General features: G+C 62.6%; 26 protein-coding genes. 12 read left to right on the top strand and 14 right to left on the bottom strand.

The features are described 5' to 3' along the window. Positions 1-29: 29 nt before the first annotated feature. The gene (locus BJI67_RS09280; protein ID WP_156782097.1) at positions 30-1832 is read right to left on the bottom strand and encodes a hypothetical protein; all 1803 of its coding nucleotides are present in this window, start codon (positions 1830-1832) and stop codon (positions 30-32) included. A 61-nt stretch (positions 1833-1893) separates the two neighbouring features. After that, the gene (gene epmB, locus BJI67_RS09275) at positions 1894-2952 is read right to left on the bottom strand and encodes an EF-P beta-lysylation protein EpmB (RefSeq protein ID WP_070072797.1); all 1059 of its coding nucleotides are present in this window, start codon (positions 2950-2952) and stop codon (positions 1894-1896) included. 58 nt (positions 2953-3010) lie between these two features. Between epmB and efp the strand changes: the two genes are divergently transcribed. Together efp and epmA are read left to right on the top strand one after the other, a co-directional pair. Next, entirely contained in the window at positions 3011-3580 is a 570-nt protein-coding gene (gene efp / locus BJI67_RS09270) for an elongation factor P (RefSeq protein WP_070072796.1), read from the top strand. A gap of 7 nt (positions 3581-3587) precedes the next feature. Then, complete coding sequence (epmA, locus tag BJI67_RS09265) at positions 3588-4550, top strand: EF-P lysine aminoacylase EpmA (protein ID WP_070072795.1); 963 nt, start codon at positions 3588-3590, stop codon at positions 4548-4550. On the opposite strand, the gene asd is transcribed toward epmA, so the two are convergent. Further along, complete coding sequence (gene asd / locus BJI67_RS09260; protein ID WP_070072794.1) at positions 4512-5423, bottom strand: archaetidylserine decarboxylase; 912 nt, start codon at positions 5421-5423, stop codon at positions 4512-4514. The two genes, epmA and asd, sit on opposite strands and share 39 nt — an antisense overlap. 94 nt (positions 5424-5517) lie before the next feature. Between asd and prmB the strand changes: the two genes are divergently transcribed. Then, the gene (prmB, locus tag BJI67_RS09255; protein WP_070072793.1) at positions 5518-6432 is read left to right on the top strand and encodes a 50S ribosomal protein L3 N(5)-glutamine methyltransferase; all 915 of its coding nucleotides are present in this window, start codon (positions 5518-5520) and stop codon (positions 6430-6432) included. A gap of 35 nt (positions 6433-6467) precedes the next feature. Here the strand turns inward: prmB and BJI67_RS09250 are convergent, their stop codons facing one another. From BJI67_RS09250 to BJI67_RS09240, 3 genes are all read right to left on the bottom strand, one after another. Next, a complete protein-coding gene (locus BJI67_RS09250; RefSeq protein ID WP_070072792.1) occupies positions 6468-7391 on the bottom strand; it encodes a foldase protein PrsA in 924 nt (307 codons plus the stop codon). Positions 7392-7457: 66 nt separating this feature from the next. Beyond that, positions 7458-7757: a YciI family protein gene (locus tag BJI67_RS09245; RefSeq protein WP_070072791.1), complete on the bottom strand. Its 300-nt coding sequence runs from the start codon at positions 7755-7757 to the stop codon at positions 7458-7460. Next, positions 7758-8384, bottom strand: coding sequence for a septation protein A (locus BJI67_RS09240; RefSeq protein ID WP_070072790.1), 627 nt, complete (start codon positions 8382-8384; stop codon positions 7758-7760). Positions 8385-8493: 109 nt separating this feature from the next. Here BJI67_RS09240 and BJI67_RS09235 point away from each other — a divergent pair, with 109 nt between their 5' ends. The 6 genes from BJI67_RS09235 to BJI67_RS09210 all read left to right on the top strand — a co-directional run bounded on the left by BJI67_RS09235 (position 8494) and on the right by BJI67_RS09210 (position 13061). After that, positions 8494-9120 carry an L-threonylcarbamoyladenylate synthase gene (locus BJI67_RS09235; RefSeq protein WP_070072789.1) on the top strand — a complete coding sequence of 209 codons (627 nt, stop codon included), beginning with the start codon at positions 8494-8496 and terminating at the stop codon, positions 9118-9120. Between the two features lie 70 nt (positions 9121-9190). Then, positions 9191-9874: a site-2 protease family protein gene (locus BJI67_RS09230; protein WP_070072788.1), complete on the top strand. Its 684-nt coding sequence runs from the start codon at positions 9191-9193 to the stop codon at positions 9872-9874. A gap of 8 nt (positions 9875-9882) precedes the next feature. After that, complete coding sequence (locus BJI67_RS09225) at positions 9883-11100, top strand: tryptophan--tRNA ligase (protein ID WP_083250783.1); 1218 nt, start codon at positions 9883-9885, stop codon at positions 11098-11100. A gap of 52 nt (positions 11101-11152) precedes the next feature. After that, a complete protein-coding gene (locus tag BJI67_RS09220) occupies positions 11153-11989 on the top strand; it encodes a segregation and condensation protein A (protein WP_070072786.1) in 837 nt (278 codons plus the stop codon). Positions 11990-11998: 9 nt separating this feature from the next. Next, complete coding sequence (gene scpB, locus BJI67_RS09215) at positions 11999-12646, top strand: SMC-Scp complex subunit ScpB (protein ID WP_070072785.1); 648 nt, start codon at positions 11999-12001, stop codon at positions 12644-12646. Position 12647: 1 nt separating this feature from the next. Then, entirely contained in the window at positions 12648-13061 is a 414-nt protein-coding gene (locus BJI67_RS09210; RefSeq protein ID WP_083250782.1) for a GtrA family protein, read from the top strand. 8 nt (positions 13062-13069) lie between these two features. On the opposite strand, the gene moaB is transcribed toward BJI67_RS09210, so the two are convergent. Beyond that, complete coding sequence (gene moaB / locus BJI67_RS09205) at positions 13070-13591, bottom strand: molybdenum cofactor biosynthesis protein B (protein ID WP_070072783.1); 522 nt, start codon at positions 13589-13591, stop codon at positions 13070-13072. Between the two features lie 64 nt (positions 13592-13655). Here moaB and rluB point away from each other — a divergent pair, with 64 nt between their 5' ends. Beyond that, positions 13656-14465: a 23S rRNA pseudouridine(2605) synthase RluB gene (rluB, locus tag BJI67_RS09200; RefSeq protein ID WP_070072782.1), complete on the top strand. Its 810-nt coding sequence runs from the start codon at positions 13656-13658 to the stop codon at positions 14463-14465. After that, a complete protein-coding gene (locus BJI67_RS09195; RefSeq protein WP_407922800.1) occupies positions 14407-15174 on the top strand; it encodes an endonuclease III domain-containing protein in 768 nt (255 codons plus the stop codon). Before rluB ends, BJI67_RS09195 begins: the two co-directional genes overlap by 59 nt. Positions 15175-15358: 184 nt before the next feature. On the opposite strand, the gene BJI67_RS09190 is transcribed toward BJI67_RS09195, so the two are convergent. The 4 genes from BJI67_RS09190 to hpnC are packed head-to-tail and all read right to left on the bottom strand — an operon-like array spanning position 15359 to position 19219. Beyond that, on the bottom strand, positions 15359-16129 hold the full coding sequence (locus tag BJI67_RS09190; RefSeq protein WP_070072781.1) for an SDR family NAD(P)-dependent oxidoreductase: 771 nt from the start codon (positions 16127-16129) through the stop codon (positions 15359-15361). After that, a complete protein-coding gene (hpnE, locus tag BJI67_RS09185) occupies positions 16129-17430 on the bottom strand; it encodes a hydroxysqualene dehydroxylase HpnE (protein ID WP_197512949.1) in 1302 nt (433 codons plus the stop codon). Before hpnE ends, BJI67_RS09190 begins: the two co-directional genes overlap by 1 nt. Beyond that, positions 17427-18290, bottom strand: coding sequence for a presqualene diphosphate synthase HpnD (hpnD, locus tag BJI67_RS09180; protein WP_070072779.1), 864 nt, complete (start codon positions 18288-18290; stop codon positions 17427-17429). The genes hpnE and hpnD overlap by 4 nt, the downstream gene beginning before the upstream one ends. Positions 18291-18340: 50 nt before the next feature. Continuing rightward, positions 18341-19219 (bottom strand): squalene synthase HpnC, encoded by an 879-nt coding sequence (gene hpnC / locus BJI67_RS09175; RefSeq protein ID WP_070072778.1) that lies wholly within the window; start codon positions 19217-19219, stop codon positions 18341-18343. 74 nt (positions 19220-19293) lie between these two features. On the opposite strand from hpnC, the gene BJI67_RS09170 reads away from it, so the two are divergent. Next, a complete protein-coding gene (locus BJI67_RS09170) occupies positions 19294-19671 on the top strand; it encodes a PilZ domain-containing protein (protein WP_070072777.1) in 378 nt (125 codons plus the stop codon). A 35-nt stretch (positions 19672-19706) separates the two neighbouring features. On the opposite strand, the gene BJI67_RS09165 is transcribed toward BJI67_RS09170, so the two are convergent. From BJI67_RS09165 to BJI67_RS09155, 3 genes are read right to left on the bottom strand one after another with little or no spacing between them, the layout of a single operon-like run. Beyond that, positions 19707-20417, bottom strand: coding sequence for an HAD family hydrolase (locus BJI67_RS09165; RefSeq protein WP_070072776.1), 711 nt, complete (start codon positions 20415-20417; stop codon positions 19707-19709). Then, positions 20401-21111: a bifunctional 2-polyprenyl-6-hydroxyphenol methylase/3-demethylubiquinol 3-O-methyltransferase UbiG gene (ubiG, locus tag BJI67_RS09160; RefSeq protein ID WP_070072775.1), complete on the bottom strand. Its 711-nt coding sequence runs from the start codon at positions 21109-21111 to the stop codon at positions 20401-20403. Before ubiG ends, BJI67_RS09165 begins: the two co-directional genes overlap by 17 nt. 56 nt (positions 21112-21167) lie before the next feature. Beyond that, positions 21168-22502: a TRZ/ATZ family hydrolase gene (locus tag BJI67_RS09155; RefSeq protein WP_070072774.1), complete on the bottom strand. Its 1335-nt coding sequence runs from the start codon at positions 22500-22502 to the stop codon at positions 21168-21170. Positions 22503-22529 lie beyond the last annotated feature (27 nt).

Genomic DNA, 22529 nt, shown 5'->3' with positions numbered 1-22529 from the left:
GGGCGCGCTGTCTATACCTCTCATTTTTATCACAACTTGGACCAGAGCGCGTCGAAACCGTTGTCCGTTTGTGATGATAGTTCGGTGTCGATGGTACCGATCATGAACTGTGCAAAGCTGGAATTTTGCTGCAGAAGGCATTCCTGCAGCCGGACATGACTTTCGTTAGGGCCATCCGTGATTACCACGACATCTCCACTGTGGAACGGACCTTCCGGAAGGATGAGTGAGCCGGGTTGGCGCAGTGCCTTGACTTCGGGGAGTAACAGTGCGTCCAGGGCGCCGATCGGTTGCTGTCGGGAAGAGGCCGCACCGTGTACGGTGATCTGGTAGCTGCGCGCAGCAAGCAGTTGGATGCCGGCAACCAAGCCTTGTTCCGGAACATTGCGCATCCAGCGGATTACGCCGATGCGCCAGAACGTGTTGGCACCTTCACGCTCGCGTAAACCGATGATTTCACCGACTTGTGCGCGCGCGGGTTCAGGATGTTCCCAGCAGATGCAGTAGCCGCCTGGACTTGCATTGATCAGCCGCCAGTCGGCCCATTCCTGAGGGGGATTCGAGGTGGGGATGGGGTCGGCTGGGGTATTCAGCCCAGTGTCATCCGGTGTGTCGGGTACACTGCGTTCCCACATGGAGTCGTTGACCACGAGGCGCCAGATGTCGTCACTGGTTGCGTTGGGATCGTAATAGTTGGCTGGGTCGGCGTTTGCCTGGCGTTGGTGGTCAGAAATCGTCTGAAGATCCAAGGCACGGGTCCTTTCTGGCAGGCCGACCGCCTTGAAGGAATTGCCATGTCCGGCCCGATCGGGGTCGGCCTGGATCGCACGATGTATGGTGTCTAAGCCGATGGCTACGTAGATACGCTCATCACGGTCCGCGCGGGCAAAGTCCCGTTTGGCGTGCTGTGTGAGATGCAGCATCAGTTTTCGCGCCATATCAGAAGTCAATGTGGGCGCTGATGTCTGGCTGACGTTGTCCTGAACCTGCTCTCGCAAGAGTAGTAGCAATTTCTCTGGTGCGAGTCCACGCAAACTGCTCATCGAAGGCACATCTGACAGTGTCGTATAGGCGGGGGGGCGATCCAGGTCCAGGTTGATGAGATAGACGCCGTCATTAGCATCAGGCAGAGGGCGAGCGTCGATGTTAACGAGACTTGCAGTACGCTCGAAGAAATAGGCCAGTCGTTCGGCCTCACCCTGGCGTAAGGTGGTTGGCAGGCTTAGAGCGAGTAGGGAGGACTGCAGATAAACATCAGCAATACTGGATTGCCTGATGTGGCGGTAGGTTGAGTCCTTCACGACGCTCGATGTGAGGCCATGTTCTTCCGCGAATGCGTAGAGCAAATGGATGTCATGCCACATGCCTGCCGGCTCTGTTTCGTACATTTGCGCTGCGAGCAGATGAATCTGACCCATATGGCGCAGGGCACGATGGGTGGCAAGCGCGAGTAGTTTCGGGCTAAGGGTTTCGCCGCGTGATGCGTCACGCAAGGCCAGTTTGTAGCCAGTGGAGGTTTCCTTGTGCAGACGCATCAGCAGGCGCAGGATCTTGCGTCCGCGAGGAGGCAGGGGCAGTGAGCGCGCGATGAATTGACGGCTCAGGTGTTGCAGTACGGGCTGAGCGCTATCCCGAATCAATTCCATGTTCTGGATGCGTTGCCCAGCAGGTAACTGCGTCTGATTGAGGCTGAGCAGGCCGTTGTACAGAAGCCGTGTGGTCTCGCCCATATCGATGATGGGGAGCGATTTAAGCCAACGACGCAAAGGTCTTGGCGACTGCGGGATGCCTTCGTCAGCGGAAGGCCTGTTCTTGAGCGGGGGCCACGGCATCGGCGTCAATGTCCAGCTTATATGTGATTATTATGAAAATTCGTATGGGTCAATAGTAGCGCTATCCAGACTCCGGTTGAAGCCTCGTGCCCGTATCCAGGGGTGGGATGTCTGTTTTCCCCGATTTGCCAGCCTCCTCGCGGACCAGCCTGGGTACTAGATACCCGGGTAGGGACGCGCGCAGGTTGTGCATGATCTCTCTTGCATGGGTCTCCGGTATGTTGAAGTGCGCTGCGCCGGCGACTGGGTCGAGCAGGTGCAGGTAGTACGGCAGGACGCCGAATTCGAACAGACGCAGGCTCAGCGAAGCGAGCGTTTCCGTGGTGTCGTTGATGTCGCGCAGCAGCACGCTTTGGTTGAGCAGGCTGACGCCAGCCATACGTAGTCGATTCAGGGCTTCGCCCACATCGTGGTCGAGTTCGTTGGCGTGGTTGCAGTGAATGACGCAGACCACCTGCAAGCGGGTGCTACATATCCAGCCCAACAGGGCCTCGTCCACGCGTTCCGGCAGGATCACGGGCATGCGCGAGTGCAAACGAAGCCGTCTGAGCTGTGGGAGTTCCTCGAGGGCTTTCACCCAGGCGGAGAGCTTCTCGTCGTCGAGCATCAGCGGGTCGCCGCCACTGAGAATGATTTCGTCGATTTCCGGGTGTTGGCGCAGGGCTTCTATCAGTCTCTCCAGGCGCCCATGAGAGGCTCCAGATTCGGCGTAGGGAAAGTGCCGGCGGAAGCAGTAACGGCAGTGAACGGCACAGGCGCCGGTGGCCACGATCAAGGCGCGGCCATGGTATTTGTGCAGCAAGCCAGGTGCGCTCAAGGCTTGCAAGTCACCGACCGGGTCGGTGATGAAACCTGGGACTTCGGCCGTTTCCGCCGCCTGCGGCAATACCTGCAGTAGCAGAGGGTCGTTCGGGTCGCCCCGGCGCATGCGTGCGATATAGCCGAGCGGGGCGAGCAGCGGAAACTCACGCGCAGCCGCGGCATCGCCAATCGTCGTGGCAGGCAGTTCGACCAACCGGAGCAGTTCGAACGGGTCGCGCACCGCGTCCCGCATGGCGCGACGCCACGGCGCAAGGGCGTCGTCCGGGTCCTGTATTGCGTGAGGCGTAAGCGGTATCATAGGCGGCTTTATCTTACTTCAATTGCCTCGGCGCGCGGCGCGTTACCGAGAGGGGACTATGGCGACATACAGCACAAGTGAGTTTCGTGGCGGGCTGAAGATCATGCTGGACGGCGATCCGTACTCGATCGTGGAGAACGAGTTCGTTAAACCCGGCAAGGGGCAGGCCTTCAACCGGGTGCGCATCCGCAACCTGAAGACGGGCCGGGTCATCGACAAGACCTTCAAGTCCGGCGAGACCGTCGAGGCGGCCGACGTGGTCGACGTCAACATGCAGTACCTCTACACGGACGGCGAGTTCTGGCACTTCATGGTACCGGACACCTTCGAGCAATATGCCGCCGTCGAGGCGTCGGTCGCCGAGGCGAAGAACTGGTTGAAGGATCAGGATGTCTGCATCGTGACCCTGTGGAACAACCAGCCGCTGACCGTCACGCCGCCGAACTTCGTCGAACTGACCATTGTCGAGACCGATCCCGGCGTGCGCGGCGATACCGCGACCGGCGGCACCAAGCCCGCGAAGCTGGAGACGGGCGCGGTAGTCAAGGTGCCGCTGTTCATCGAGCAGGGCGAGGTGCTGCGCATCGATACGCGTACCGGCGAATACGTGTCGCGCGTCAGCAAGTGACCTTGCCTTGACGGACTGGCGCCCGACCGCCTCCCGCGAGGCATTGCAACAACGCGCCAGTCTGCTTGCCGCACTCCGCGGTTTTTTCGCGGAGCGCTCCCTGCTCGAAGTGGAAACGCCCATGCTCTCGGTGGGCGCAACCACCGACCCCACCATCGAGAGCTTCGCGCTGCACGGCGCGACACCGCCACGCTATCTGCATACCTCGCCCGAATTCCCCATGAAGCGCCTGCTGGCCGCCGGTAGCGGGGATATCTATCAGATCTGCCGGGTGTTCCGGCAGGGCGAGCGCGGCCGCTTCCACAACCCCGAGTTCACCCTCGTCGAATGGTATCGCCTCGGCTGGGACGATGCGCGCCTTGCCTCCGAGGTGGTCGAGTTGGCGCTGCGGGCCGCAGAATCCCTAGATCTGCCGGCCGATTTCGAGGTGGCACGCTTGAGCTACGCGGAAGTGTTTGCGGAAGTGCTCGGCATTGATCCGCATCGCGCGCCCAAGGAAACCCTGATCGAGCTTGCGCGCACGGCCGGGGTGGCACCGGAAGGTGAGTTGACGCGCGACGGCTGGCTCGACTTGCTGATGGGGCTGGCGGTCGCGCCGGCATTCCCGGCAGGGCGGTTGACCGTGGTGAGCGATTATCCGGCGACGCAGGCGGCGCTGGCGCGGATCCGCGAGGGATATCCGCCGACGGCGGCGCGTTTCGAGGTGTTCGGCGGCAGCCTGGAGCTCGCCAACGGTTTCCACGAACTGACCGATGCCGGCGAGCAGGCACGCCGCTTTGCCGTCGATGAGGCGTACCGGGTGTCTGTCGACGCGCCGGAACGCCCTGCCGACAGACGCCTGATCGCCGCGCTGGAGGCCGGGTTGCCGGATTGTGCCGGCGTTGCCCTGGGGGTGGACCGCCTGCTCCTGTGGCTGACTGGCCGTGACGACCTAGCCGAGGTGATCGCCTTCCCCTGGGAACGTGCCTGATCCGCTGTCATGCTGTGCGGTGTTCGTCGCCAGGCGCTGTCCCATGCGGATGGAGGAGCCAGTTTCCAGGCTGGGCAGCCATGCGACGGCGCCCGGAGCGAACAGCAGGATCACCGTTGAGCCCATGTTGAAACGACCCAGTTCCTCGCCGCGGGCGAGGCGTACCGAACGTTCCCCGGTATCGGGATAATCCAGTTCGCAGACGTGCCGGCCGGCCGGCGGGGTGACCAATCCCGCCCACACGGTTTCTATCGCGGCGACATTGATCGCGCCCACCATCACCACGGCCATCGGCCCGGCTGGCGTGTCGAAATGCGCGATCACACGCTCGTTGCGCGCGAACAGCCGCGGCACGGTGGCGACGGTATGCGGCGCCACGCTGAACAGGCGTCCCGGCACATAGGTCATGTGGGTGAGGGTGCCGTCGAGCGGCATGTGAATCCGGTGGTAGTCGCGCGGCGAGAGATACAGCGTGGCAAAGCTGCCGCCGCGATAGGCCCGCGCGGCAGGTTCGCCGGCGAGCAGTTCGGCCAGACTGTAGTCGCGGCCCTTGGCCTGGAAGATGCGATCTTCGTAGATACCGCCGAGTGCGCTCACCGTGCCGTCGACCGGCGATGCGACCGCGTCGCCAGCCGGATCCAGCGGCCGGGCGTCGGGGCGCAGGGCGCGGGTGAAGAAGGCGTTGAAGCTGGGGTAGGCCTTCGGATCGCTTTGGATCGCGTCGCTCAGATCCACGTCGTAGGCGCGTACGAAACTGCGGATGACGGAGGCGGCAAGGGGCGAGCGTATGCGCGTCAATCCATAAATGATGCGTGAAATCGCGTGATGCGGCAGCAGGTAGAGCGGCCAGGACTTCAGATAGTCGGTCAGCATGGGCGTCTTCGGTGATGGCGTGTCTGCGGATGTGCGTGCCCGCTCCGGGAGCGTATTATGCCGCTTTTTGCCGATATCGGCGGCAGGGGGGAGCATGGAGATCAACGAGACCGCCATCGGCGAGCTGACGACGCTGCGCGACCTGATGCGCTGGGCCGCGAGCCGTTTTGCCGAGGCGGGCATCGCATGCGGGCATGGCATGGCGAACGAACTCGATGAGGCCGTCTATCTCGTTCTGCATGCGCTGTATCTGCCGCCGGATCTCGACCCGGCCTGGTTCGACGCGCGTCTGACTGCGGCAGAGCGTACGGAGGCCCTTACCCTGATTGCACGCCGCATCGATGAACGGCGCCCGGCCGCCTACCTGACCCATGAGGCCTGGTTCTGCGGTCTTCCCTTCTACGTGGACGAACGCGTGCTGGTGCCGCGTTCCCCGATTGCCGAATTGATCGAGGCGGCCTTCGAGCCCTGGATCGACCCCGCCAGGGTAACTCGGGTGCTGGATGTCGGTACCGGCAGCGGCTGCATCGGCATCGCCTGCGCGTACGCCTTTCCCGGGATCGAAGTCGATCTGGTCGATATTTCCCCCGAAGCGCTTGAAGTGGCACAGATCAATGTCGAGCGTCACGATCTGAAGGACCGCGTACACACTGTGCTTTCCGATGGCTTGTCCGCAATCGGCGATGAGACCTATGACATCATCGTGAGCAATCCGCCTTACGTCGATGCCGAGGACATGAGCGGTCTGGCGCCGGAATTTCGCTGCGAGCCGGAACTGGGCCTCGCGGCAGGCGAAGAGGGTCTGGACGTGGTCGTGCCGCTGGTGGAACAGGCGGTAGCGCATCTCAATCCGGGCGGCATTCTGGTCGTCGAGGTGGGCAACAGCGCTGCTGCGTTGGAACGTCGCCTGGACGGCTGGCCGTTGACCTGGGTCGAGTTCGAGCGAGGAGGCGGCGGTGTGTTCCTGCTGACCCGCGAGCAGATTGAAACCGCCATGGGGCACGCCTAACCCGGCGCGCCCCATTCGCACGGGGACTCTACCCGTCAGTTGGTCCGCGTTTCCCCGGTGGTTTCCTTGATCGCAGGCGGATTCACGATGGTGGGTTTGGCTACTGTCGCTGCCATTGGGATGTTGCCGAGATCGGTAGTGATCTTGGCCTTGGCGCGCAGGTCGCCGACATACTTCTGGATGGCCTGTTGCGTCAGCAGATTCTCAATTCTCGACTTGACCTGATCGAACGGTGGCGGATTGAGCTTGCGTGTGTCCTGCAGGAGGATCACGTGCCAGCCGAAGCGCGTGTGTACCGGTGTCTTGGTGTATTCACCTTTCTTGAGCTTCTCTACCGCGGCGGTGAAAGGCGGCACCATGGTGTCTGCGGTGAACCAACCGAGTTCGCCGCCCTGAGGGGCTGACGGGGCAATGGAATCTTTCTTGGCGAGCGCTGCGAAGTTGGCACCCTTGTTTAGCTGCTGAATGATTTTCTCGGCTTCGGCCTTGGTCTTGACCAGGATGTGGCTGGCCTTGTACTCGGTGCCGCTGGATTGTGCGACGACCTGTTCGTAGGTCTTTTTGAGCTCGGCATCGCTGTAGTTGGGGTGGCCGAATTTCTCTCTCAGAAGCGCCTGGATCAGAATGTTGGCGGTGTTTTCTTCCACCTTGGCCTGGATCTGCGGGCGCTTGTCGATGCCAGCGGAGACGGCAGCCTGTTTGAGGAGTTCCATGTCAACCAGCTCCTCTACCAACGCCTTGCGGCTGAGTTTGACGTTCGGCATCTGCAGGGCTCGGCCGGATTTGTAGTTGTCGTACTGGGCCAGCGTGATGGGCTGGCCATTGACTGTTGCGACGATGTGACTATTCGGGGCGCTGGAGGCCTCGTTTGAGGTGTCGCTCTTGTGTGATTGGCAGCCCGCGAGCAGGACGGTGGATAGAACAAGACTGGCACCCAGCCAGACAAAGGATCGGTTCATGATCGGTTTCCGGAGTTGTTGCGGGAGGGAACGGGTTTGTGATCGCCTTGGCGTGGCTTGGGGCGACTAAGGAAAGGTTTGGCGAAAGGGTTTGACCTCGACGCTGGCATAGACGCCTGCGGCTACATAGGGGTCGGCGTCGGCCCAGGTGCGCGCTTCTCCCAGGGAGTCGAATTCGGCGACGATTACGCTGCCGCTGAAGCCGGCCGGGCCAGGATCTTCATTGTCGATGGCGGGCATGGGGCCTCCGAGCACAAGACGGCCTTCATCCAGTAATTGCTGCAGTCGCGCCACGTGTGCAGGCCGGGCGCTGAGCCGTTTCTGCAGGCTGTCGGCATGGTCGTGGGCATAGATGATGTAGAGCATTCAGACTTCCTCGTCGGCCTGGGTGTCCTGCATGAAGCGGGCGAGATAGAAGGCTTGCGCGATGATGAACAGCACGCTCAGCCCGAGCATTCCGAACATCTTGAAGTCAACCCAGGTTTCCTGGCTGAAACGATAGGCGACCCAGATGTTGAGGGCGCCGGATATGATGAAAAAGACGATCCAGCCCATATTCAGGCGTCGCCAGATTTCCCCTGGCACCGTGACCGCATGCGACATCATGCGTTCGACCAGGGTGCGCCGTCCGATCAGATGGCTGACCAGGAACGCGGCGGCGAACAACCAGTTCAGAATCGTCGGCTTCCATTTGATGAACAGCGGGTCATGGAAGGCCAGTGTGGCGCCGCCGAATACGGTAATGAGCGCCAGAGAGACAAGATGCATGGTCTCGAAACGGCGATGACGCAGCCAGTAGAGACCGACCTGCAGGAATGAGGCGATGATGGCGACTGCCGTGGCCATGAAAATGGCATCCGCATGGTCGCCAGGTGTGAGGGTCAGCGGCAACAGCGGATTGATGGCATGGATGACCTCAGGCGGGATCGATCCATAGAACTTGTAGACCAGGAAAAACAGTAAAACCGGGAAAAAATCAAAAAGCAGCTTCATGGACAGGCCCGGTGTTGGCTTGATACAAGATCATATCAGATCGGCTAGCGGATGCGCCTTGCCGCGGTGGGCGCTACCATGTCGCCCCCCCCTTCATGCGAAGACCGCGATGAGTCAGCATTTCGATGTGCATCCCACCAGCCCGCAACCGAGGCTGGTGCGTCAGGCGGTGGATATCCTGTCCCGCGGCGGCGTTATCGTCTATCCGACGGACTCCTGCTATGCGCTGGGCTGCCTGATCGGCGACAAGTCGGCCCAGGAACGAATCAGGCGCATCCGGCGGATCGAGCAGAATCACCATTTCACGCTGGTGTGTCGGGATCTTTCCGAGATATCGATCTACGCGAAGGTCAGTGACCAGTCCTACCGCCTGATGAAGGCCTTGACGCCCGGGCCGTATACGTTCCTGCTGCCCGCCACGCGCGAGGTCCCGCGCAGACTTCAGAATCCCAAGCGTAAGACTATCGGTCTGCGGGTGCCCGACAATGCGGTGACGCAGGCGTTGCTCACTGAATTGGGGGCGCCGTTGATGAGTACCACGTTGTGGCTGCCAGGGGATGCCTTGCCGCATAGCGCGGGCTACGAAATTCGTGAGCGATTGGAGCATGACGTCGATTTGGTGATCGACAGCGGTACCTGCGGTGTGGAGCCGACGACCGTAGTCGATCTCGATGTGGATCCGCCGCGCGTCCTGCGCCAGGGCAAGGGCGAAATCGGGCACCTGTTGACCGAATGAGAGGTGCTGCCAAGGCCAGTGTCGAAGTTTTCCACGATAGCAGGGAGTCATCGCGTATAATCGCGACCTTATGAATTTTGATCAAATCATACAAACCATCAGCATCTGGATCCTGCCGGTGCTGTTTGCGGTGACTCTGCATGAGGCGGCACATGGCTATGTCGCCAAGCGATTGGGCGATACGACCGCTCAGATGCTGGGTCGTTTGAGCCTCAATCCGCTACGCCATGTCGATCCCATCGGTACGGTGGCAGTGCCTTTGGCTCTGCTGGTGTTCGGAACATTCAGCGGTTTGGGTTCGATCATCTTCGGTTGGGCGAAGCCCGTGCCGGTCAATTTCAACAACCTCAAGCACCCGCGGCGCGACATGGCAATAGTGGCCGTTGCCGGGCCACTGGCCAATCTGGCAATGGCCCTGGTCTGGGCCCTGGTGATGAAGCTCGGTCTGAACTTCGCTGATACGGCCAACAGTTTCTTTTCTATTCCGCTGACCCTGATGGGGCAGGCGGGTATCGCCATCAATATCAGCCTGATGATACTGAACCTACTGCCGATTCCACCGTTGGATGGCGGGCGCGTGCTTTCCGGTCTGCTGCCGCCCGTGTGGTCGGACCGTCTGGACCGCATCGAGCCCTACGGGCTGATCATTCTGGTCACCCTGCTGGTGACAAAAGTGCTGTACATGATCATCGTGCCGATCTATGTATTCGTCGCCAATATCATCTACAACCTCTTCGGTTTGCCGCACTTGTAGGAGTAGGCGTGAGTTCCGTTCTGGTACCCAATCAACGTGTGTTGTCGGGCATGCGCCCGACGGGCCGCATCCATCTCGGGCATTACCACGGCGTGGTCAAAAATTGGGTCGAACTGCAGCACACGCACGAGTGCTTCTTTTTCGTGGCCGACTGGCACGCGCTGACCACGCACTACGAGGATCTGAGCCATCTTGAGGACAATACCCGCGAGATGGTGATCGACTGGCTTGCCGCGGGCATCAACCCGGGTTCGGCGACCATGTTCGTGCAGTCCTGGGTGCCCGAGCACGCTGAGCTGCATCTGCTGCTGTCGATGATCACCCCGCTTGGCTGGCTGGAGCGGGTACCGAGCTTCAAGGACCAGCAGGAGCAGCTCAAGGATCGCGACCTCGCCACCTACGGTTTTCTCGGTTATCCGTTGCTGCAGAGCGCCGATATCCTGATCTACAAGGCGGGGCTGGTGCCGGTCGGCGAGGATCAGGTGCCGCATCTGGAAATCACCCGCGAGATCGCGCGGCGCTTCAATCATCTCTACGGACGCGAGCCCGACTTTGCGGAGCGCGCCGAACAGGCGATCGCCAAGATGGGCAAGAAGAACGCCCGTCTGTATCGCGACCTGCGTCGACGCTACCAGGAACAGGGCGAGACGGAGGCGATCGAGATCGCCCGCGCCCTGCTCGAGTCGCAGCAGAATCTGTCGATCGGCGACCGCGATCGCCTGTTCGGCTATCTCGAAGGTTCCGGACGCATTATCCTGCCCGAGCCGCAGGCGCTGCTGACGCGTTCCTCGAAGCTGCCCGGACTCGACGGCCGCAAGATGTCCAAGTCCTATCACAACACCATCTCCCTACGCGACGCGCCGGCTGACGTGGAAAAAAACATACGCACCATGCCAACCGATCCGGCACGCGTACGCCGGACCGATCCGGGCGATCCCGAGAAATGTCCCGTATGGCAGTTTCATCAGGTCTACTCCGGGCAGGACGTGATGGAATGGGTGCAGGCCGGATGCCGCAGTGCCGGTATTGGCTGTCTGGACTGCAAGCAGCCGGTGATCGATGCGGTGCTGGGTGAGCTCGCACCGATTCAGGAGCGTGCGCGCGAATACGAGGCCGATCCCTCGCTGGTACAGAACGTACTCAACGAAGGTACCGAAGCCGCCCGCGACGTGGCCGAGGAAACGATGACCGAGGTGCGTCGCGCCATGGGTCTGGCCTACCGCTGATGGCGCAGGATCGCGCGCAGCGGAGGTCGGTGGGTCGTGGGATAGCGTCGACATGAGTTCCGACGCACCCTCCGAACCGAGTACGACCCAGGCTGCTCCCGCCGGTCACGCGCAGTCCGAACTGCCCTTCGCCCTAGTCTGGGGCGAGCCGCTGTCCAATCCGCCGCAGGACCTCTACATCCCGCCGGATGCGCTGGAGGTCTTCCTGGAGGCCTTCGAAGGGCCGCTGGACCTGCTGCTGTACCTGATCAAGCGGCAAAATCTCAACATCCTCGACATCCCGATCGCCGAAGTCACGCGCCAGTATGTTGAATACATCGCGCTGATGCAGGAGCTGAGGCTGGAGCTGGCCGCGGAATATCTGGTGATGGCCGCCGTGCTTGCGGAAATCAAATCGCGCATGCTGCTGCCGAGGCCCGCCGAGGCGGAAGACGACGATGCCGATCCCCGGGCCGAACTGGTACGCCGCCTGCAGGAGTACGAGCGCATCCGTCGGGCTGCCGAGGAGATCGATGCGCTGCCGCGTCTCGAGCGCGATTATCTGGTGGCCGGCGCCGAGCCGCCGCCACGCGAGGCCGCGCGTCCCGAACCGGAGGTTTCGTTGCGCGAGATGCTCTATGCCTTACGCGAGGTGCTGGGGCGTGCGCAGATGTTCAGCCACCATCACATTCAGCGCGAACCTCTGTCGGTGCGCGAGCGCATGTCGCGCGTGCTGGCCGGGTTGAGCGACGAATTCGTCGAATTCAGCGGGTTTTTCGCCCCGGAGGAAGGGCGCCGCGGCGTGGTGGTCACGCTGTTGGCGATGCTGGAACTGCTCAAGGACCATCTGATCGAGCTGGTACAGAATGCTCCCTTCACTCCGATCTACGTCAAACGCGCCGAACGCTGAGGAGAGCCCGTGAGCACGCTTTCGAATCTGCGCGAGATCATCGAGGCGGCCCTGTTGGCCGCTGGCCAGCCGATGACTCTGGACCGTCTGCAGCGTCTGTTCGAAGGCGATCCGGGCGCACCAGATCGCAGTACCCTGCGTCAGGCCTTGGACGAACTGGCCCAGGATTGTTCGACGCGCTGTTACGAGCTGCAGGAGGTGGCCAGCGGCTATCGCCTGCAGATCAAGCCTGCGTATACGTCCTGGATCCAGCGCATGTGGGAGGAAAAGCCGCCGCGTTATTCGCGTGCGACGCTGGAAACCCTGGCGCTGGTTGCCTACCGCCAGCCGATCACGCGTGGCGAGATCGAGGCCGTGCGCGGCGTCAGTGTCAGCAGTCACATTCTCAAGGGACTGCAGGAGCGGGACTGGATCAAGGTGGTGGGGCATCGCGAAGTTCCCGGGCGTCCGGCGCTGTATGCCACCACGCGGAGCTTTCTGGATTATTTCGGCCTGAAGTCCCTGGACGAACTGCCGCCGCTCGCCGAGTTCACCGATCTGGACGGTTTGCACCCCCAACTCGATCTGGGCGATCCGGAAACGATCGGTGCGGACGTGGCCGACGTGGAGGACCGCCAAGGGGAATCGCCGCAGTCGACGGACGAGGATGAGGCTTGATATGACCCTGGCGCTCCGCTACGCCCTGTTCGCAGCCATCGCCACCCTGGCGAACCTGCTCGCTCAGGAAGGCGTGCTGGACGCCGGACCGGGGCTGCCTTATCGCCTGTATCTGGCGATGGCGGTGGGCACGCTCGTCGGCCTGTATGTGAAATATGTGCTCGACAAACGCTATATCTTTGCCTATCGGACTCGCGACGCCGCCCACGATCTGCGCACTTTCATCCTGTATGCGGCTAGCGGGGCGTTCACCACGATCGTGTTCTGGGGTAGCGAACTCGGTGCGTATCACCTGGTCGGCACCCATGCCGCGCGCATTGCCGGTGCGATAGTCGGCCTGGCGATCGGATACTGGATCAAATACCGTCTGGACCGTCGCTTCGCTTTTGCGCCCGCCGGTGCAGCCGCCGGTTGAGTACGGCTTCAGCGCTCGAGCAGACGCGGCATCAGCATCACCAGATTGCAGGGTCGTGTACGGTGATCCAGTTGCGCCTCGATCAGGCGGTCCCACCCGGTGCGGCAGGCCCCGGACGATCCCGGCAGACAGAAGATGTAGGTGGCGTTGGCCACGCCCGCGACCGCTCTCGACTGCAGGCTTGAAGTCTTGATTTCCTCGTACGAGAGCATGCGGAACAGCTCTCCGAAACCCTCGATCTTCTTGTCCAGAAGCGGTTTGACCGCCTCCGGCGTACCGTCGCGCCCGGTCACGCCGGTCCCGCCGGTGGTGACCACGGCATTGATCTCGGGATTGGCGATCCACTGCGACAGGACGGCGCGTATCTGGTAGATGTCGTCCTTGACGATGCGCCGTTCGGCCACGCGGTGTCCGGCTTGCTCGATGCGTTGCACGAGCACCTGTCCCGATGTGTCGTCGACCTCGGTACGGCTGTCGGAGATGGTGAGCACGGCAATGTCGAGCGGGATAAATGGGATGGATGGGTCCACGTGGCACTCCTCGGAATTCTGTGACGGCGGCGCTGCATGCGTCGTCGTCGGGTACAATGTGTCGATGAACGATAGTGTACCGCCCGAGAGGTTGCAGAAGTTGCTGGCGCGCGCCGGTCTGGGTTCGCGACGCGAGATCGAGGGCTGGATTGCCGCGGGCGAAATCGCCGTGAACGGCGAGGTCGCCACATTGGGTACCCGCGCCCGCCCCAGTGACCGCGTGACCCGGCTCGGGCGGCCATTGGCCCTGTTGCGACGTGTCGCCCAGGCTCCACGCACCATTGCCTATTTCAAACCAGAGGGCGAAATCAGCACGCGCAAGGACCCGGAAGGGCGCCCTAGCGCCTTCGCCCGGCTGCCGCGCGGTCGTTGGGTCGGGGTGGGCCGTCTGGACATCAATACCTCCGGACTGTTGCTGTTCACGAGCGATGGGGAATTGGCCCATCGGCTGATGCATCCCTCGAGTGGCGTCGAGCGCGAATATGCGGTGCGCGTGCGCGGCGAGGTTGACGACGCGCAGCTCGCGCGCCTGCGTGAGGGCGTCAGCCTAGACGATGGTCCGGCCTCGTTCGACGAGGTCACCGACGCTGGCGGCAGTGGAGGGGCCAATCGCTGGTTCCACGTCGTGATCAAGGAGGGCCGCAAACGTGAGGTCAGGCGGCTGTGGGAGGCGGTGGGTGCGACCGTCAGTCGGCTGATTCGCGTCCGCTACGGACCCGTGCGTCTGGGGCGCGTGCTGCGAGCCGGTCGCTGGCGCGAGCTGGAAGGTGCCGAACTGGCGGAACTGTACCGCGCCGCCGGCCTCGAACCGCCCGGTGCGGAAGCGCCGCCGCCCCGACCGGCTCGCCGCCCGCGCAGTCCGGGCCGACGCTGAGGCCGGCATGGCCATGACCTGCCGGCTCGACACCGCGCAGGTCGAGCGCGTTTACGAACGTCTGTTCGATGCCTATGGCGAGCAGCACTGGTGGCCGGCCGACACGCCCTTCGAGGTGATGCTCGGAGCCATACTGACCCAGAACACGAGTTGGCAGAACGTCGAAAAGGCGTTGGATCGTCTGCGCGGCGCTGTCTTGCTCGATGCGGAGTCGCTTTTGTCCATGCCGCGGGAGGTGTTGGCCGACCATCTGCGCCCGGCAGGTTATTACAACCTCAAGGCTGGCCGACTGGCGGCCTTTCTCGCATGGTACTGCGAGCAAGGGGGTTATGCGGCATTGAACGCACTCGAAACGGCCGAACTGCGCTCCGGGCTACTCGGTGTGCACGGCATCGGCCCGGAAACCGCCGACGACATGCTGCTATATGCCTTCGGACGCCCCGTATTCGTCATCGATGCCTACACCCGGCGCCTCTTCGGGCGGCTGGGCATGTTGCCGCCCGACGCGCCATACGAGTCGCTTCGCGGGGCCTTCGAGGCGGCGATTCCGGCGGATGCCAGGCATTACGGCGAATGGCATGCCTTGATCGTGGCACATGCCAAATCGGCATGCCGATCCCGCCCGGTTTGCGCCGAGTGCCCCCTTCGCGGGCTGTGCCCGGCGGCGTTACGTCAGGAGGCGGTTGGCCGGCCTCTATACTCGAACTAACGTCACGGTACAGTGACTCAGTTGAGTAGAGTAGTGGATGTTGAGTTTGCCAGGGTCAGGCAAACTCGGGGCTACGAACACAGCTTGCCTGCTTCAAGCAAGCCTTCCTGACAATGCGTGAGGACGATGCCGATGCTTGGCATATGGGCTAAATCCTCCGTGCCGGCACCGGTCGTTCATTTCGTTACAGTTTGCCCGGCTGACATTCGAAGTCGGTTCCCGTGATGCCGCGACTATCCGGACCCAGGAAATACAGATAGGGTCCCACCATGGCCTCGGGCTTCGGGTGGGCGTCGATCTTTTCGCCCGGGTAGTGGGCGCGACGTTCACGAGTGATAACCGGGCCAGTGTCGATGCCGTTGACGCGCATCGGGTGGTTGCTCTCGGCATCGTATTCGGCGGCGAGGATATCGAGCATGCCCTTTTGTCCGGCCTTGGCGATGCCATATCCGCCCCAATAGGCACGCTGGCAGTGATGCGTGGAAAAGACGATCGCTGGATCTTCGGCGCGTTCGAGCAATGGCAGGCAGGCACGAGTGAGCAGGAAGGGTGCATGCAGATTGACGGCCATGACCTTGGCCCATAATTCCACGTCATAGTGCTTGAAAGGGGTGAGCGCCCCGATCCAGCCGGCATTGTTGACCAGTCCGTGGAGTTGGCCGAATTCGCCGGCAATATTGTCCGTCAGGTCGGCGTAGTCCTTGGCGGTGGCGCCCTCGAGGTTCATCGGATAGATCGCCGGCTGCAGGCCTCCCTGGCTCTCGATCTCGTCGTAAACGGCTTCGAGCTTCTTCACGGTCTTACCGAGCAGGATCACGGTGGCGCCGTGCGCGGCACAGGCAAGCGACACGGCACGACCGATACCGTCGCCGGCGCCGGTGATGAGAATGACACGTCCTTCGAGAAGCGGCGGGGTGGGTTCGTATTGTCTGATCGCAAGCTCGTCCAGAGGCATCAATCCAATCTCCTTATGATTTTTGTGGCACATTCTAACCCGCTGCGCACCGCGCCTTCGAGAGTCGCCGGCAGCCCGGTCGCAGTGTAATCGCCAGCCAGCCAGAGCCCCGCGAGCGGAGTCTGGCTGGATGGGCGGCGGGTTTCGTTGTCCGGCGTGGCCAGGAATGTGGCGGCACGCTCGCGGATGATCTGCACTTGCCTCGGTTTTCCCCAATTCGGGAAATGACACCCGATTTGTGCGGTTATGCGTTCGGCAAGGAATTCTTTCATCAGTTCCGTATCCGGGCCGGGGCCGCTGAGTACGGCTGCGATGATACCCGGTTCGCCCGCGATACGTCGGTCGAAGAGCCATGTAGCCGGTGGGTTCAGTAAGGCCTGCAGAGGTGGGTCGAGGCGGGCTGATGGCGTGTATTCGAGATAGGCCGTAACGATGGGGGAACGACCTAACGCGGTGATGTCCTGTGCAAGTTCCCGGGTGGCTGGCAGGCATTGCAGCAGACGTGCGGCTGCCGCTGGCGATACGGCCAGTACGACGTGATCGGCGTCCATACAGTTGTTGCCGCGCAGGCGTACGCGAGTGATGCGGTCGTCCGTGGCAATCAGTTCGCTTACACGGCTGTTGAGGCGGATGTCGGCCCCGCGACGGGCGAGTTCATGCAATGCAGGGCGCGGAAGCAATGCGCCGAGAGGCTGCTTCGGTATCAGCAGCTTTGCACAGTCCGCGTCTGCGAAGGCTTCGGCGAGGGTGCGTTGCAGCACGCGGGCCGAAGCCGCTTCAACGGGTAGGTTGAGTGCGGCCAGACACAACGGTGCCCAGATCAGGGAGATAGCGGTTTCGTTCTGTCCGCAGCCCAGCAGCCATTCGCGTGCGGTGGCATGCACGGGCGGGATGCCACGCAGCAGGCGGGCGGAGCGCAGCAGGGCCAGTCGCGTGGACCAGTCGATACCCCGCGCACCAGCCAGGGCCTGCAACAGATGCAGCTTGCCCGGTAGCTGTCCGCCGCGGAGGCGCACAGGGGCGCCGTCCGGCGATGGGCGCATGAACAGATCGAGCGGGGTCTCGTGGAATGCCTCTGCACGCTGTACGCCCAGACGCTGGAGCAACGCGAGTGTTTCACAGTATGCGCCGATCAGCAGATGCTGCCCGTTGTCGCGATGCGGCTGGGCAGGGAGGTCGCGCGCCCTGCCGCCGGCGACGCTCGCTGCTTCGAGCAACACGACGGGAATGCCCGCCGAGATCAGATGCAGTGCCGCGCTCAGCCCGGCCCAGCCGGCACCGACGACGACGACGGGCTTCACGCCACGGCGGCGCCTGGCTGGAGTCTGCGTTCGCGACGCGCCACGCGCCATGCGATCCACAGCTTGCGCAACGGCGTCAGGCGGATGCGGTGTTCCAGCACGCGGTAGCCGTCACGTTCGATTTCATCGAGCAGGGTGCGGTAGATCTCGGCCATGATGAGTCCGCTGCGCTGTGCGGGACGGTCGATCGCAGGCAGGTGACCGAGCGCGCGGGCATAGTAGTTGCGCGCACGCTCTGCCTGGAATGCGAACAGGGTCTTGATCGAATCGCTCGTGCGTCCGTGCCGCAGTTCCTCGGGTGCGACGCCGAAACGATTCAGCTCGTCCAGGGGGATGTAGATGCGCCCGCGTTCAGCATCCTCGCGGACGTCGCGCAGGATGTTGGTTAGCTGGAAGGCCATACCCAGGTCTTCCGCGTAACGTTCGGTCTCGCTGGCGGTATGGCCGAATATGGAGGCCGCCATGAGTCCCACGACGCCGGCAACCCGGTGGCAGTAAAGCGAAAGTTCGGTGAAGCTCGGATAGGCGTCGTACTCCAGGTCCATCTCCATGCCGGCCACGACCTCCTCGAGCTGGGCCTGCGAGATGGAGAAGCGGCGGACCGGTTCCGCGAGTGCGCGGGTAACCGGGTGTTGCGGCGCGCCGTCGAACAGCCGGCTCAGCTCCTCGCGCCACCAGGACAGTTTGTGCTTGGCGACCGCCGGTTCGAGATTGCGGTCGACGACATCGTCGACCTCGCGGCAGAAGGCATACAGTGCGGTGATCGCCTTGCGCCTCGCCTCGTCCAGAAAGAGGAAGCTGTAGTAGAAGCTGGAACCGCTGCGTGCGGCCTTTTGTCGGCAGTACTCGTCCGGCGTCATGATGATGTCTGAATTGGCCCGCGGCCATGCTAACACAGGCAGGTGACGGGTCAGCGACGCCGCGGCGGCAGCAGCGCACCGCGCAGTATGGCAACCCTGTCGCGGAAATCCAGGTGCGGGCGCGAAAACAGATCTTCTCCCTGATGTTGCAGCCGATGGAGGATGCGTGCGCCGCCGACGACGATGGCGCGCAGCTCCATGCCGATGCGCCCGGAAAGTCGGGCGCCGAGCGGCGCACCTGCACGCAGCAAACGGTCGGCCCGTTGGTAGTTGTGCTGCAACAGGCGGCGTAGGGCTGGCGTGCTGCTGCGGTCGGCGATATCCGCCTCCGTGACGCCGAAACGCGTCATTTCGTCCTGCGGCAGATAGATGCGGCCGCGATCGCAGTAGTCGCTGTGAATGTCCTGATAGAAGTTGATAAGCTGGAGCGAACTGCAGATCGCATCGGATTGGGCTAGATTGTCGGGTGTGTTTCGGCCGTAGAGATGGAGGATCAGCCTACCGACCGGATTGGCCGAGCGGCGGCAATAATCCATCACCTCGCCGAAATCCCGGTAGCGTGACTTCACCACGTCCTGACGGAAGGCGGAAAGCAGATCGTGCAGGGCGTCGACAGGCAGGTTATGGCGAGGTACGGCATCTGCCAGGGCGATGAAGATTGGGTCGTCGGGTGGGTTTCCTGCGGTTGCCAGATCCAGGCATTCTCCCATACGCGTCAGCGCATGGAGGCGGGCATCGGCGATTTCATCGCCTTCGTCCGCGAGATCGTCGGCGGTGCGTGCGAAAGCGTAGATGGCAGCAACCGGGCGTCGCAGTCGGCTTGGCAGCAGCCAGGAGGCGACGGGGAAGTTTTCGTAGTGCCGCGATGCGATATCGAGACACGTGCGGTAAGCCTGCTCCGTGTCTGTGGTGAGTCCGATGGTCGTCATACCGGCGGAGGCGATGCGTAGGTTTTCGGGCGGCAGCCGCCCGTATCCGCCATGGCGGCGGTAAGGAGAATGCGATGCCCGAGCATGAACAGCGAATGGTACACCGGGTGAAATTCATTGCCCGTGCGGCTTTGAGAACGGCTAAGGGATCGGTCGAGGTGCAGTTGCTGGATATCTCCCTCAAGGGAGCGCTTGTCGATGCTCCCAAGCCCGATCTCATCCCCTCGTTGGAAAGCCTGGTGGTGCTCGATCTCGCGCTTGGCGACAGCGTTGAGCTGATTATGAACGGCAAGGTGGTGCGTCATGCCGGCGGATGCAGGATCGGTTTGGCCTGGGACGGCATGGATGTGGATACCGCATCGCATCTGCATCGCCTCCTAGTTCTCAACCTGGGCGACGAGGCGGCTTTCGAAGCCGATCTCGACGTGATGTTGGCCGGTCTGGACGAGTAGCCCATCCGACTGTCGGATCGAGACGGGCGAAGCACTCACGCGAGCGAAGGTGTGGCCACCGGCAGCGAGTTCGCGTCGATCCATGCCAGCAGATCATCAGGGCGCGTGAGTGTGTCGTCCGCCCCCCAGGTATCCGGACGCTGCTCGGCGTCGATATAGCCCCACGAAGCGATCAGGGTATGCATGCCGGCTGATTTGCCGGCGGTGATGTCGCGTTCGGCATCCCCTAGATAACAGCAGGTGGATGGGGGCAGGTCGCATAGTTGAGCCGCATGCAGGAGCGTGGCGGGGTGCGGCTTGCGCTGCGGCAGATCGTCGCCGCTGACCAGGCAGGCACTGCGTTCCGTCAGCCCGAGCGCGGCGATCAAGGGTCTGGTCAGGAATCCCGGTTTGTTGGTGACGATGCCCCAGGCGATGCCGCGGGATTCCAGTGTTTCAAGTACGTTTCCCATTCCTGGAAACAGTACTGTTTCGGCCGCGAGTGCGGCGCTATAGATGTCCAGAAAACGTCTGCGCAGCGCTTCGAAACGTGCTTTCGGCAAGTTGTCGCCGAAACCGATCCGGATCATGGCGGTGCTGCCGTGCGAGACGTGATCGCGCACGGCTGTGAAAGGCAGCGGTGGCAATGCATTTTCCACTCTGAGCCGGTTGAGGGCGGCGGCCATGTCTAGTGCCGTATCGGCCAGAGTGCCGTCGAGGTCGAACAGCACGCCGCGTATGTGCGTCGGGTTAATTTGCGACGGCATGTACGAGGTAGTTGACCGAAACGTCGCGGGACAGCGAATAGCGCTGGGTCAGCGGGTTGAAATGCATGCCGGAAATGTCCACCAGGGTCAACTCGGCATGGCGGATGGCGCTGCCGAGCTCGGAGGGGCGGATGAAACGCTGATATTCGTGAGTGCCGCGCGGGAGCAGCTTGAGCAGGTATTCGGCACCGACGATCGCGAATAGGAAGGATTTGGGGTTGCGATTGAGGGTCGAGAAAAAGACGTGGCCACCGGGCTTCACCAGCTGCGCGCAGGCGCGCACCACGGACTCTGGATCGGGTACGTGCTCCAGCATCTCCATGCAGGTCACGACCTCGTAAGATCCCGGTTGTTGTGCGGCGAGCGCTTCGACGGTGACCTGCCGGTAGTCGACGCTGATACCCGATTCCAGGCCATGCAGTCGGGCCACGGAAAGCGGAGCCTCGCCCATGTCGATGCCGGTCACCTCCGCGCCTTTCGCCGCCATGGATTCGGCCAGGATGCCGCCGCCGCAGCCGACATCTACCACCCGCTTGCCTGCAAGTCCGCCGGCGCCGCTCTCGATATAGCCGAGACGCAAGGGGTTGATGTCGTGGAGTGGGCGGAACTCGCCGTCGGTATCCCACCAGCGGTGGGCAAGTTCCTCGAATTTGCCGATTTCCCGGGGGTCAACGTTGGCGTGGGCTTCGCTCATTCGGCTTCGTCGATGTGTGCGTGTGGCGAGAGTTTAACACCCCGGAGCCGCTGAATTCAGTCTTCTGCACGGTCGCTGCTGCCGATGCGCATGGCCCAGGATGCGGCGGATTCGGCCAGTTCATCCACGTTCAGCTGCGTGAGTTCGCGTTCGACCAGTTTTGACTGGCCGGCGATCCAGACATGGCTCACCGCCTCTCTGCCGGCGGCATAGACGAGGTGCGATACGGGGTCGTATATGGGCTGGGTTTCGAGGCGGCCGAGATCCACCGCCACCAAATCGGCGGCCTTGCCGACTTCGATCGAGCCGATTTCCTCGTCGAGCCCGAGTGCGCGTGCCCCGGACAGCGTGGCCATGCGCAGTGCGGCGTGTGCGGGGAGGGCGTCGGCGCGTCCGGCCACACCCTTGGCGAGAAGCGCCGCGGTGCGCATTTCATCCCACAGGTCGAGGTCGTTGTTGCTCGCCGCGCCATCGGTCCCCAGCGCCACGTTGACGCCGGCCTCGATCAGGTGGGCTACCGGCGCGAAACCGCTGGCCAGCTTGAGGTTGGATTGCGGACAATGGACAACGCTGGCGCCGCGTTCTGCCAGCAGGGCGATTTCGTGATCGCTGAGCTGGGTCATGTGTACCGCGACCAGGTTCGGTCCCAGTAGGCCGAGGGCGTCGAGGCGTGCGAGCGGTCTGACGCCGTGGTGCGTCAGATGATCGTCGATCTCCTGCTGCGTTTCGTGTACGTGGATGTGGACCGGCCGTTCGAGTTCGTTCGATAGGTTGCGGATGCGTTCCAGCGGCGCATCCGAGACGGTATAGGGCGCATGTGGTGCGAAGCAGGTGCTGATCAGGCCTTCGCCCTTGTGCGCGTCCATGACCTCGTCGAGTCCGCGTGCAATGTATTCGTCGGCGTTGCGCGCCCAAGCCGAGGGGAAGTCGACCACGATCATGCCGATGCTGGCGCGCATGCCGAGGTTGACGGCGACGCGGGCGGTGATCTCGGGAAAGAAGTACATGTCGTTGAAGCAGGTCGTACCGCCACGCAGCATTTCGGCGATCGCAAGACGCGTACCGTCACGCACGAAATCGGCACCGACCCAGCGTGCCTCGGCCGGCCAGATGTGCTGCTGTAACCAGGTCATCAGCGGCAGATCGTCGGCCAGCCCGCGCATCAGGGTCATCGCCGCGTGCGTATGCGCATTCACCAGGCCGGGAATCAAGGCATGTCGCGGCAGGTTGACGTGTTCTTCGGCGTGGTATCTTCGCGTGGCTTCGGATGCGGGTAGAATGTCGACGATGCGACGGCCGCGGACGGCCACGGCGTAGTGCTCGTGGACCAAGGGTTCGGGCGCTACAGGAATCACCCAACGCGCGCTGATCAATAGATCGATTTCTTCCATGGCGGCGACAATAACCGCGCATCGTGC

The organism is Acidihalobacter aeolianus, from assembly GCF_001753165.1.
In the GTDB taxonomy this organism is placed as follows: Bacteria; Pseudomonadota; Gammaproteobacteria; order DSM-5130; family Acidihalobacteraceae; genus Acidihalobacter; species Acidihalobacter aeolianus.
The sequence above is the reverse complement of the archived record's forward strand: the minus strand, read 5'-3'. Positions and strand labels throughout refer to the sequence as shown.

Excerpts from the sequence above, each read along its gene's own strand:
- BJI67_RS09280 (WP_156782097.1), bottom strand. The coding sequence starts at position 1,832 with ATGCCGTGGCCCCCGCTCAAGAACAGGCCTTCCGCTGACGAAGGCATC.
- epmB (WP_070072797.1), bottom strand. The coding sequence starts at position 2,952 with ATGATACCGCTTACGCCTCACGCAATACAGGACCCGGACGACGCCCTT.
- efp (WP_070072796.1), top strand. The coding sequence starts at position 3,011 with ATGGCGACATACAGCACAAGTGAGTTTCGTGGCGGGCTGAAGATCATG.
- asd (WP_070072794.1), bottom strand. The coding sequence starts at position 5,423 with ATGCTGACCGACTATCTGAAGTCCTGGCCGCTCTACCTGCTGCCGCAT.
- prmB (WP_070072793.1), top strand. The coding sequence starts at position 5,518 with ATGGAGATCAACGAGACCGCCATCGGCGAGCTGACGACGCTGCGCGAC.
- BJI67_RS09250 (WP_070072792.1), bottom strand. The coding sequence starts at position 7,391 with ATGAACCGATCCTTTGTCTGGCTGGGTGCCAGTCTTGTTCTATCCACC.
- BJI67_RS09245 (WP_070072791.1), bottom strand. The coding sequence starts at position 7,757 with ATGCTCTACATCATCTATGCCCACGACCATGCCGACAGCCTGCAGAAA.
- BJI67_RS09240 (WP_070072790.1), bottom strand. The coding sequence starts at position 8,384 with ATGAAGCTGCTTTTTGATTTTTTCCCGGTTTTACTGTTTTTCCTGGTC.
- BJI67_RS09235 (WP_070072789.1), top strand. The coding sequence starts at position 8,494 with ATGAGTCAGCATTTCGATGTGCATCCCACCAGCCCGCAACCGAGGCTG.
- BJI67_RS09230 (WP_070072788.1), top strand. The coding sequence starts at position 9,191 with ATGAATTTTGATCAAATCATACAAACCATCAGCATCTGGATCCTGCCG.
- BJI67_RS09220 (WP_070072786.1), top strand. The coding sequence starts at position 11,153 with ATGAGTTCCGACGCACCCTCCGAACCGAGTACGACCCAGGCTGCTCCC.
- BJI67_RS09210 (WP_083250782.1), top strand. The coding sequence starts at position 12,648 with ATGACCCTGGCGCTCCGCTACGCCCTGTTCGCAGCCATCGCCACCCTG.
- rluB (WP_070072782.1), top strand. The coding sequence starts at position 13,656 with ATGAACGATAGTGTACCGCCCGAGAGGTTGCAGAAGTTGCTGGCGCGC.
- BJI67_RS09190 (WP_070072781.1), bottom strand. The coding sequence starts at position 16,129 with ATGCCTCTGGACGAGCTTGCGATCAGACAATACGAACCCACCCCGCCG.
- hpnD (WP_070072779.1), bottom strand. The coding sequence starts at position 18,290 with ATGACGCCGGACGAGTACTGCCGACAAAAGGCCGCACGCAGCGGTTCC.
- hpnC (WP_070072778.1), bottom strand. The coding sequence starts at position 19,219 with ATGACGACCATCGGACTCACCACAGACACGGAGCAGGCTTACCGCACG.
- BJI67_RS09170 (WP_070072777.1), top strand. The coding sequence starts at position 19,294 with ATGCCCGAGCATGAACAGCGAATGGTACACCGGGTGAAATTCATTGCC.
- BJI67_RS09165 (WP_070072776.1), bottom strand. The coding sequence starts at position 20,417 with ATGCCGTCGCAAATTAACCCGACGCACATACGCGGCGTGCTGTTCGAC.
- ubiG (WP_070072775.1), bottom strand. The coding sequence starts at position 21,111 with ATGAGCGAAGCCCACGCCAACGTTGACCCCCGGGAAATCGGCAAATTC.
- BJI67_RS09155 (WP_070072774.1), bottom strand. The coding sequence starts at position 22,502 with ATGGAAGAAATCGATCTATTGATCAGCGCGCGTTGGGTGATTCCTGTA.